The organism is Salifodinibacter halophilus (assembly GCA_012999515.1).
Lineage (GTDB): Bacteria > Pseudomonadota > Gammaproteobacteria > Nevskiales > Salinisphaeraceae > Salifodinibacter > Salifodinibacter halophilus.
In genome coordinates this window covers 1-232 of record JABEEB010000802.1, presented here as the reverse complement: position 1 = coordinate 232, position 232 = coordinate 1, and the positions used below count along the sequence as shown (strand labels likewise).

Genomic DNA, 232 nt, shown 5'->3' with positions numbered 1-232 from the left:
CGGATACGGTGCCGACATGTACTCGCCGTACACCTCGTTCACCTCGTCGTAGTAGCGCATGTCTTTGAGGAAGACGGTGGCTTTCACCACGTCCGCAAGCGACGACCCGCCGGCCTCCAGAATCGCCTCGACGTTCTCGAGGGTTCGCTTCGTCTGTTCCGCCGGCGTTCCATCGATGACTTCGCCCGTTTCGGGGTCGACGGGGCCCTGTCCAGAGACGTAGAGTTTGTCG

At 61.6% G+C, this 232-nt stretch carries 1 protein-coding gene; it reads right to left on the bottom strand.

The annotated features are described in order from the left end of the window. Positions 1-232 (bottom strand): RidA family protein (locus tag HKX41_13795; GenBank protein ID NNC25206.1); only part of this gene is annotated, 232 nt, incomplete at both ends.